General features: G+C 38.4%; 8 protein-coding genes. 2 read left to right on the forward strand and 6 right to left on the reverse strand.

From position 1 onward, the window contains the following. Positions 1 to 76: 76 nt before the first annotated feature. From ACFOSE_RS03940 to ACFOSE_RS03965, 6 genes are all read right to left on the reverse strand, one after another. The gene (locus ACFOSE_RS03940; protein WP_380430798.1) at positions 77 to 496 is read right to left on the reverse strand and encodes a 4'-phosphopantetheinyl transferase family protein; all 420 of its coding nucleotides are present in this window, start codon (positions 494 to 496) and stop codon (positions 77 to 79) included. Between the two features lie 1,307 nt (positions 497 to 1,803). Then, positions 1,804 to 2,529, reverse strand: coding sequence for a DUF554 domain-containing protein (locus ACFOSE_RS03945; RefSeq protein WP_380430818.1), 726 nt, complete (start codon positions 2,527 to 2,529; stop codon positions 1,804 to 1,806). 124 nt (positions 2,530 to 2,653) lie between these two features. Beyond that, positions 2,654 to 3,817 (reverse strand): permease, encoded by a 1,164-nt coding sequence (locus tag ACFOSE_RS03950; protein WP_380430801.1) that lies wholly within the window; start codon positions 3,815 to 3,817, stop codon positions 2,654 to 2,656. Positions 3,818 to 3,907: 90 nt separating this feature from the next. Then, positions 3,908 to 4,429 (reverse strand): HdeD family acid-resistance protein, encoded by a 522-nt coding sequence (locus ACFOSE_RS03955; protein ID WP_380430804.1) that lies wholly within the window; start codon positions 4,427 to 4,429, stop codon positions 3,908 to 3,910. A 198-nt stretch (positions 4,430 to 4,627) separates the two neighbouring features. Further along, positions 4,628 to 6,619, reverse strand: a complete 1,992-nt coding sequence (gene uvrB / locus ACFOSE_RS03960) for an excinuclease ABC subunit UvrB (RefSeq protein ID WP_380430807.1) — start codon at positions 6,617 to 6,619, stop codon at positions 4,628 to 4,630. 192 nt (positions 6,620 to 6,811) lie between these two features. After that, positions 6,812 to 6,973 (reverse strand): hypothetical protein, encoded by a 162-nt coding sequence (locus ACFOSE_RS03965; protein WP_380430809.1) that lies wholly within the window; start codon positions 6,971 to 6,973, stop codon positions 6,812 to 6,814. Positions 6,974 to 7,092: 119 nt separating this feature from the next. Between ACFOSE_RS03965 and ACFOSE_RS03970 the strand changes: the two genes are divergently transcribed. Together ACFOSE_RS03970 and ACFOSE_RS03975 are read left to right on the forward strand one after the other, a co-directional pair. Continuing rightward, positions 7,093 to 9,282, forward strand: a complete 2,190-nt coding sequence (locus ACFOSE_RS03970; RefSeq protein WP_380430812.1) for an ABC transporter substrate-binding protein/permease — start codon at positions 7,093 to 7,095, stop codon at positions 9,280 to 9,282. Then, positions 9,282 to 10,022 (forward strand): amino acid ABC transporter ATP-binding protein, encoded by a 741-nt coding sequence (locus tag ACFOSE_RS03975; RefSeq protein WP_380430815.1) that lies wholly within the window; start codon positions 9,282 to 9,284, stop codon positions 10,020 to 10,022. The genes ACFOSE_RS03970 and ACFOSE_RS03975 overlap by 1 nt, the downstream gene beginning before the upstream one ends. The last annotated feature ends 95 nt before the right edge of the window (positions 10,023 to 10,117 follow it).

Here is a 10,117-nt window from a genome sequence, read left to right on the forward strand (position 1 = left end):
ATTGAGAATCGAACAAATCATACTGGCTTATAATTTGAGATATTTTGAAATTAACTAGCACCACGAGTTATTATTTCTATTTTTTAGAGCTTTTAAATAGTATTTCTATTGCTCTGGGATTCCCTACTAATCCAATTGTTAATAATTTACCTACTGATTCTTTTATACACCACAAAATAGTACAATTATGCTCAAATGTTTCTTGATTAAGAATTTTGGCTATGCAATCTAATTCTCTTGAAGTAAAACAATATTTTAAAAATTCATTTGAAATATGATCAAATATTTTTTCAATGTCTATGCCAATATTATCGCCATTTTTACATACCTCTACTGCTACTAGAGGATATGAATAGGATATACTTACACAAATATCAGTTAACTTATTATTATAAAGAAGAATGGGACGCCCCGTATCACCCCTATCATTAATAATTTCTAAATGGCTTAGAAGAGTATCACTAGAAAAATCTTCTTCTAAAATCTTTTTAATCATATATCGTGATAAAATTTTTAAATTTTTCTTAGACGGTATTATCACTCTGTTTATTTTTTAAGTTCCCTGCGTGATAAATCGATTTTAATTCTGTTAAGTTGAAGATCAGTATAATCAAGATAGGCGCTATTTTACAATATGTTTTATCTGAAACACCTTCATTATCATCGTAATTATCATTAATATTCCAGACATTATTAGTTACTTCTCTAGTGCCTTATGTTCCCTTTTGAATATTTCGCCAAAAAGTTTGTATAGTGTCAGAATTTGGTGGATAAAGAAGCCCATATCCAGTAATAGCAATAGGTTTGTACATAATAAATTCCTCCTTATGAATATTGAGTGAATTGGATTAACTTAATTCTAAAAAAATTAAAGTTAAACGGATTAACTTAATTCTAAAAAATAAAGCTAAGCGCATTATATCACAATTTTGAATTTTATAAAATAAAAATTTTGCCAGTCTTATGATATATAATTACGATAAACATAACTCGGGGTGCTAGATAAACTCAAAATAACTTAAATTGTAAACTAATACTATTTGTTCAAGCCTTAACTGTAGTCCAGTTGGAAATTTCATTAATTGGCGCCACCTCATATAAATATTTGGAAGAAAAGAGCAAAACTTTTCTCAATCGCCCTGTTTCATTATACCCAACTATTTTTCGTCTCCGCTTTTCTTTAGTGTAGAACACTTTATAGATTCTGTCTAGTTTAGTGTAACCGATTCATAATACGAACTTCCTGAAATTTTATATCTACACAGTCAAAGTATCATAAACCGTATAATATGTAGTAATTAATATTCTCATTTTTAAAATCATCAAAAATATATTTATACCACTTGATAAATTCAGAAATGTCTAATCTAAAAAATTCATCTATAACCGTCATTTTTCGTTCGGAGTCCTTCTTCCGAATCCTGAAAATAGCAAAAGTAATTATACGTACGATTTTTAATATTCGATAGAACATTTTCAGCAGTAGCATCTAACAAGAATATTTTTTTAATAATTTCACTTGAAACTTGTTCCTGAATATTAGCAATTTCATTAATACATTCAACAATTGTCAATATTGAAAGGTTAATTGCTCTCAAACTACTGACAAACTGTTTCATCTTTTTTCGAATGTTAGTGTTGATTAGAGGATCATAAATCATCAAACCCACGCCCCGCTCGCCAAAACAGCACCCGAAAAAATACCTACTCAGAATCTCGAATCTGCATGACGATATTGCCCTGACTAGCCTCTGTCAGACTATTGGTTAAAATGATTTCTTAACTGCATGTGACAAGACCTCCTTACAACAAGGGTAAAATAAGAGTCGCCCAGAGCCAGCTGATTGGCATAACCAAAACCATAGCTGGAATCATATCAGCTGTGGGAAACATCTTCACCTGAATAATCCGAAAACCTGTCGCCACCATTAGAAAACCACCGCAGGCTGTAAAATCACCAATCATTTCCGGATTGGTTAGGGGGACAATAATGCCCGCCAAGGCATAGAGGCAAGTAAAGATGATAAATTGTGGCAGGGCAATAGCTGCTACTACATAGCCTAAATTACAAGCAAAGATAGCCGCCGTAAAGAAATCCAAAATAGACTTGGAAATCAAAATACTGGCATCACCAGTCATCCCGTTGACCAAACTGCCATAGATACCCGTCCCACTAGCACAAAAAAGGACGATTACTGTTACCAAATCGGCTAGGAACTGCTCCTTAGACAAATCTGAATTAGACGGAAAAATCTTAGACATCCCTTTTTCCATAAGGAGGCTACCCTTATTAATCCATTTATCAAGATTAAGGAATAGACCGACAGTCGTTCCTAAAACAACGGCGAAAACCACGGCTGACATATAAGACATTTTGGTGATTGAAATGATCCCCATTCCCATAGAACAGACACCAAAAATCATATTCATTTTAACTTTAAAATCATCATCCAAATGATGGCCGAAAAGACCGCCAAGCAAACTACCAAGAATAATTGATAGGCTATTGATAACGACGCCTAGAGGCATAAAAGCACCACTTTCATTCATATAAATTATTCTTATTGTAGCATGGTTAAAGATAAAAATAAAGACGAGATTAGGATGGAACCATTCTTATCATCTTTAGATTATAAACTACAAGTATTTCTTACTACTCTTCAAAAACGCTGATATATATAATTTTCTTCTCTGGCATCAGTAAAACCTCTAGGCGATTGATTAGACTAGCTAACCAAGTGAAGGCTAAAACAAAGGCTGACATTTCAAAAGCTGTCAGCGATAAATAATGCACGACTCGGAAGGCTGTAGCAAGAAAAACAAGGCTGGCACCAATGACATAGGACATAATGAGAAAATCACGGGTAATGTTTGGCAATAACCAGCGCACACCAAACACCAGAATAATGATAATATAAACCAAATAGTTGGAGACGTCTATATGAATAGCATGTGAATTGATATTGTTTGGAAAATAGCCTACTGCTGCTAAATCAAGAGACAGGAGACTCAGCAAAATTCTTAAAATTAAGAGCCGCCATGATTTACCGTATCGTTGCCTCAAGGCAACAAAAAGATAATCTACCAAAGCGAGCAAAATAAAACCCGATAAAATCAAGGTTAGATTAAATCCCCAGCTGGCACTGGCATCATCTGTCCCTAAAAAACTGAGATTAGTCTGCCACCATTGGCGCGATCCATTAGCTGCCATCGAAATTAAGACCCCGCTTGAAATAATAACTGTAAACAAACTGGTTAGCCAGCTAGCTCTTATTTGTTTTGCTAGCTGGCTGGCTAAAAAAATAAAAGCATAGGTCATGACAGCAAAAATAATTGTTGATGTGATACGATCAAAGGACGCACTATTGAAAACTTGCCCCAAAAGCCAAGAAAATCCCAGTAAGACCGTGAGCATAATCGCTATAAAAGATGCTAAGATAATAGGAAACATACGCCAAAAAACACGACCGTCAAATTCACCTAAAAAGAGCTTGCGATTGAGGACAAAATGAATACTAAAAAAGATAACTCCCAACAATCCGGCAAGAACAAGCACAAAGAACATGATGGAATAATCTCCCGTTAAATTAACCTGATTGACTCCTTCCACAGTCGTGATGAGGTAGAAAAAGAGAGCCGCTAAACCTGTTGTTAGAAAAAAAGTCCAACTAGGCAACTCATGCGCTTCTTTCACTTCTCGTCTTTCTATCAGCAAACGCTTCGTATCTAATATGGCTGGAAGTTGCTGTCCATCCTGTATTGACAACTGATCCACCACTTCTTTGGGTGGGCTGATATTGATTTTCTTTTCTGACAATGAAGTCTCACTTTCTAAATTTATCATGGAAAAAGAGATTTAAAAACTAGAAAAAACCTATCAGGTTCACTTCCTGCTAGGTTTTTATCGCTACATTTGTTTTAGAGCAACATAGATAAAGCGGCCACCTTCATAAATGAGATAGACTGCAAGAATGTAAATAATGGTTAAACTAGCTAGTAAGGGGTTACGGATTAAAATAATAGCTAAGATAAGCTTAACAATACCTGCCAAGGTCAAGAAATTGTTAGAAAAAGGAATTAATTTACGCACTCGGAAAGCTTCTGTTAGACTAACAATCGCTACAAAAAACATGGTCCATCCCAGCGCTGTCGGAATTAAAATAGGCAGATTAACATAACCACGAATCAACATAAAGCAGGCAAATAAGAAAGAGATAACCGCAAAAAATAAAACATAACCGCGATGAAATTCCTTATCATTTTGGAAATAAAATACGAGATTTGAGATCGTTCCGACAAAGAAGCTTAGTGCCAAAAGCCAACTTAAAGAGACAAGGTTGGCTACTGGATTTAAGGCAAAGAAAAGCCCGACAGCAACATAAAGAACGCCTGTTAACAATATGAACCATTTACTGGATTTTGTCGTCATAATAATTCTCCTTTAAGGAAGTAGTATGAATAAAAACAGACTATTAATATTCTCAGTCAATTTATTTAACAAATTTTCTAAGCCCTATTATTTCTGTTTCGATGGTAGTAAGTCATTTGAATCATTTCATGACCATTCATTAACTATTTTATAACAAAAATCTTTTAATTGCTATAGCAATTAAATTGTTAGATCATGTTAACTCATTGCCTTCAATTCTAGCACCATATCGCGGATTTGAGCAGCCAGCTCAAAGTCAAGCAGCTCGGCTGCTTCCTGCATTTCTTTTTGGAGTTTCTTGACGGTTTCTTGACGCTCTTTTTTAGACATAGTAGAAACATCTATTTCTTCAATCACTTGGCCTTCATCATTAGTCTTGGTAATGGCAATCAAATCACGGATTTCTTTCTTAATGGTCTGTGGAACAATACCGCGTTCTTCATTGTAAGCCATCTGAATTTCGCGGCGCCGCGCCGTCTCATCCATGGCTTTACGCATAGAATCCGTCACACTATCTGCATACATGATAACATGCCCCTCACTATTACGAGCTGCCCGACCAATGGTTTGAATCAGACCACGCTCATTGCGCAAGAAGCCTTCCTTATCTGCATCTAAAATAGCAATCAAACTGACCTCGGGAACATCGATTCCTTCGCGCAAGAGATTGATTCCAATCAAGACATCGAAAACACCTAAACGCAAATCACGGATAATTTCTGTCCGCTCCAAAGTCTTAATATCCGAGTGCATGTACTTGACCTTGACCCCCATCTCTTTTAGGTAATCGGTCAAATCCTCGGCCATTTTCTTGGTCAGAGTGGTGATAAAGGTGCGCTCACCCTTATCAACACGCGCATGGATTTCACCCAAAAGGTCATCCATTTGTCCCATGGTTGGACGCACTTCAACTTCTGGATCTAAAAGACCGGTCGGACGGATAATTTGCTCAATAACCGTATCGGTTTGCTCTCTTTCATAGTCACCAGGTGTTGCTGACACATAAACGATCTGATGAACATGGCTTTCAAATTCCTCCCTCCGCAAGGGACGGTTATCCAAAGCGCTTGGCAGACGAAAACCATAATTGACCAACATTTCCTTGCGGGAGCGGTCACCATTATACATCCCCTTAATCTGCCCCATAGTCATATGGCTTTCATCAATCATAATGAGGAAATCTTCAGGGAAAAAGTCCAGCAAAGTATAAGGGGGCTCTCCTTCACTGCGACCATCCATATGGCGCGAATAATTCTCAACCCCATTAGTGTAGCCCATTTCTCGTAACATTTCGATATCATAGTCGGTTCTTTGTTTCAGACGCTGAGCTTCCAAAAGTTTACCTTCTGCTTCAAAGAGTTGAAGCTGGTCAGCTAATTCAGCCCGAATATTACTGATAGCCACTTCCATATGTTCTTCATTAGTCATAAAGTGGGTGGCCGGAAAGATAGCCAAGTGATCCACTTCTCCCAAATTATGACCTGTCAGGGAGTCAATCTCACGAATGCGGTCAATTTCATCGCCAAAAAATTCAATCCGAAAGGCGTGCTGATCGCGGCTAGCTGGGAAAATTTCAACCACGTCACCCCGCACGCGAAAGCGCCCACGTTGAAAATCAATATCATTGCGCTCAAATTGAATATCAACTAAGGCATTGAGCAGTTGATCACGAGAAATTTCCTGACCGGGACGCAAACTGACAACACTATCTGCATATTCCCGTGGTGAACCTAAACCATAGATACAAGAAACTGAAGCGACAACGATGACATCATTGCGCTCCAAAAGAGAAGAAGTCGCCGAGTGGCGCAGCTTATCAATCTCATCATTGACTGAACTGTCCTTTTCAATATAAGTGTCCGATGAGGGGACATAGGCTTCCGGCTGGTAGTAATCATAATAAGAAACAAAGTATTCGACAGCATTATCCGGAAAGAACTCTTTAAATTCCCCATAGAGTTGACCCGCCAAGGTCTTATTGTGGGCAATGACCAGTGTTGGTTTATTAACCTGACTGATTACCTGACTCATGGTATAGGTTTTCCCAGTACCAGTTGCTCCCAGCAAAATTTGAGACTTTTCCCCGCCTTTGATATTATCAACCAGCTGTTCAATTGCCTGAGGTTGATCCCCAGCTGGTTGGTACTTTGAAACAAGTTTAAACTGATTATTATCTTTTCTATTAATCATAGACTGCCTTCTTTTCTAAGCATTTTCTTACTTACCATTTTAACACATCACCCAAAAAGACTGAATTCTGAAACTCAGTCTTTTGGTTATCAATTTTTTTCGTTTTAATTGCCAGAGCAGATAAATAATATCCAAAGACAAGACTAGGTAACTTAGTAAACCACCTTCCGTCCCGAAAACATCACTGGAAATCTATTCAGGTGCACCGGACTCACTTGTAAAATAAAAGAGGGAGAATCCCACATTACCACCACTGACAGCTATACCATGGACATTAGCTTGAATAAAATTCCAAGTACCATTGAGAGCAGTTACCCTCCAAAGATTGTCGGCCATCAACATATAAAGTGCCACAGAAATAACTGAGTTTTGTCCGTTTTATGTTATATTTTCTGACATAACACAGAGGAAAATTTGCTGGACAGCCTATTTTTTGGTAAAATGGAGGAGTATTTTACTATAAGGAGACTAAAATGAAGAATAAACTTCTTACACTCTTTCTGAGTGTCCTATCAGTTTTCTTTATTTTCAGTGGAAAGGTTAGTGCCGCCGACAAAATTTCAATTGTATCAGATACGGCCTATGCCCCATTCGAATTTAAAGATTCCGATCAAACTTACAAGGGAATTGATGTCGACATCATCAAGGAAGTGGCCAAACGTTCTGGTTGGGACTACAAGCAAACCTATCCTGGTTTTGATGCTGCTGTCAATGCCGTTCAATCTGGTCAGGCAGATGCCCTCATGGCAGGGACAACTGTTACAGAAGCTCGCAAAAAAGTTTTCAAGTTCTCTGATACATACTACGATACCTCTATCGTTGTTTATACCAAGACTGGAACAACAAGCATCTCTGATTATAATCAACTAAAAGGTAAGACAGTCGGTGTGAAAAACGGAACAGCTGCTCAAACCTGGTTGGATCAACACGCTAGTCAATACGGCTATACTGTTAAGACCTTTGACACCAGTGATTTAATGAATAATAGCTTGGATCAGGGCAATATTGATGCTGCTATGGATGATAAACCCGTTGTCCAATATGCCATCAGTCAAGGTAAAAAGTATGACATGAGTATGGATGGCGAGTCCGTAGGAAGTTTCGCCTTTGCGGTTAAAAAAGGCAGCAAACAAGAATACCTCATAGATGACTTCAACAAGGCATTGGCTGATATGAAAAAAGACGGTACCTATGATAAAATCATGAAAAAATGGTTAGGTGATACTGTCAATGAAAATTCTAAAAACCCTTCTTCTTCGCTGAAGCTAACAGGTGATGCCAAAGCCAAGGCTTCACCTGTTAAGGATACCTACACAATTGCTCTTGACTCATCATTTGCTCCATTTGAATACCAGAATGGATCTGGCAAATACGTCGGTATTGATGTAGAACTCATCAAGGCTATCGCTAAACAGCAAGGCTTCAAGGTTAAATTCCAATATCCGGGTTTCGATGCTGCACTCAATGCCGTTAAAACTGGTCAAGCCGATGCTGTTATTGCAGGGATGACCATTACAGATGAGCGTAAACAAACCTTTGATTTCTCAGATCCTTACTATTCTTCTAATGTCATCATCGCTGTTACTTCAGATTCTAAAGTCGCTAAATACAGCGACCTCAAGGGACAGACTATCGGTGCTAAAAAAGGAACTTCTTCTTACGATTGGTTAGAGCAACATGCTGATCAATACAACTATAAGGTTAGGGCTTATGATGATGGTTCTACACTCTACGATAGCTTACAGAATGGTTCTATTGATGCTCTTATGGATGATGAAGCCGTTCTGAAATATACTATCAAACAGGGGCGTAAATTTAAGACACCAATCAAGGGAGAAAAATCTGGAAATATCGGTTTCGCCGTCAAAGCTGGATCAAATCCTGAGTTGATTCAAATGTTTAACAATGGTCTAGCTTCACTTGTAGAATCTGGTCAATACGACAAGATCATCAATAAGTATCTAGCAACTGAAAAAGAAGATAAGGCTACTGACGAAACAACTGTTGTCGGACTTATCCAAAACAACTACAAGCAATTGTTGCAAGGGCTTGGTATTACACTCGGATTGACCTTGTTGTCATTTGCTATCGCCATGCTGATTGGTATTCTCTTTGGTATGATGGCAGTTGCACCAAGTAAGACCCTTCGTACCATTGCTCAGGTCTTTGTCGATGTGATTCGAGGTATTCCATTGATGATTGTCGCAGCCTTCATTTACTGGGGAATTCCAAACCTCATTGAATCCATTACTGGTCACCAATCACCAATCAACGACTTCTTAGCAGCCACTATCGCTCTCTCGCTCAATGGTGGTGCCTATATTGCTGAAATCGTCCGTGGTGGTATTGAGGCGATTCCTGCCGGACAGATGGAAGCCAGTCGAAGCCTAGGAGTGCCTTACCGAACAACCATGCGCAAAGTTATCCTGCCACAAGCAGTTCGTGTTATGCTCCCTAACTTCATCAACCAATTCGTCATCTCATTGAAAGATACGACTATTGTTTCTGCGATCGGTCTTGTGGAACTCTTCCAAACAGGTAAAATTATCATTGCTCGCAACTATCAATCCTTTAGGATGTATGCTATCTTAGCGATTATTTACCTCGTGATCATCACACTCTTGACCCGTTTGGCAAAACGATTAGAAAGGAAGCTTAAATAATGGCAGACTTGAAAATTGATGTACAAGATCTTCACAAATCGTATGGTGACAATGAAGTCTTGAAAGGGATTGATGCTCAGTTTAAAGAAGGAGATGTTGTCTGTATCATCGGACCTTCGGGATCTGGGAAATCAACCTTCCTGCGCACCCTTAACCTTCTTGAATCCATTACCAGCGGTAAGGTTATTGTAGAAGGCTATGATCTCTCTGATTCTAAAACAAACGTTGATAAGGTCAGAGAAAATATCGGAATGGTATTCCAACACTTCAACCTCTTTCCCCACATGTCAGTAATTGAGAATATTACCTATGCTCCTGTCGAATTAGGCAAGTATTCCAAAGAAGAAGCTAAGAAAATTGGAATGGAGTTATTAGAAAAAGTTGGACTGGCTGATAAATATGATGTCAGCCCAGAGAGCCTATCAGGTGGACAGAAACAGCGTGTTGCTATCGCCCGCAGTCTGGCTATGAATCCGGATATCATGCTCTTTGATGAGCCAACATCGGCTCTTGACCCTGAAATGGTTGGTGATGTTCTCAACGTTATAAAGGACTTAGCTGAACAAGGCATGACAATGTTAATCGTCACTCACGAAATGGGCTTCGCTCGTAGAGTGGCTAATCGTGTTATTTTTACTGATGGTGGACAGTTCCTAGAAGATGGAACGCCCGAACAAATCTTTGATAATCCACAGCATCCACGCTTGAAAGATTTCCTTGATAAGGTCTTGAATGTGTGATAAAACAAAAAAAGCGGGAACAAAAAATGGCACTGCACCCACATAATGGGACAGAAGAAAAACACATTTATGCGGCCAGTTTTCTGTACTCTACA

This window comes from Streptococcus dentapri, from assembly GCF_042649885.1.
GTDB lineage: Bacteria > Bacillota > Bacilli > Lactobacillales > Streptococcaceae > Streptococcus > Streptococcus dentapri.

Coding starts and splice junctions, on each gene's coding strand:
- ACFOSE_RS03940 (WP_380430798.1), bottom strand. CDS start 496: ATGATTAAAAAGATTTTAGAAGAAGATTTTTCTAGTGATACTCTTCTA.
- ACFOSE_RS03945 (WP_380430818.1), bottom strand. CDS start 2,529: ATGCCTCTAGGCGTCGTTATCAATAGCCTATCAATTATTCTTGGTAGT.
- ACFOSE_RS03955 (WP_380430804.1), bottom strand. CDS start 4,429: ATGACGACAAAATCCAGTAAATGGTTCATATTGTTAACAGGCGTTCTT.
- uvrB (WP_380430807.1), bottom strand. CDS start 6,619: ATGATTAATAGAAAAGATAATAATCAGTTTAAACTTGTTTCAAAGTAC.
- ACFOSE_RS03970 (WP_380430812.1), top strand. CDS start 7,093: ATGAAGAATAAACTTCTTACACTCTTTCTGAGTGTCCTATCAGTTTTC.
- ACFOSE_RS03975 (WP_380430815.1), top strand. CDS start 9,282: ATGGCAGACTTGAAAATTGATGTACAAGATCTTCACAAATCGTATGGT.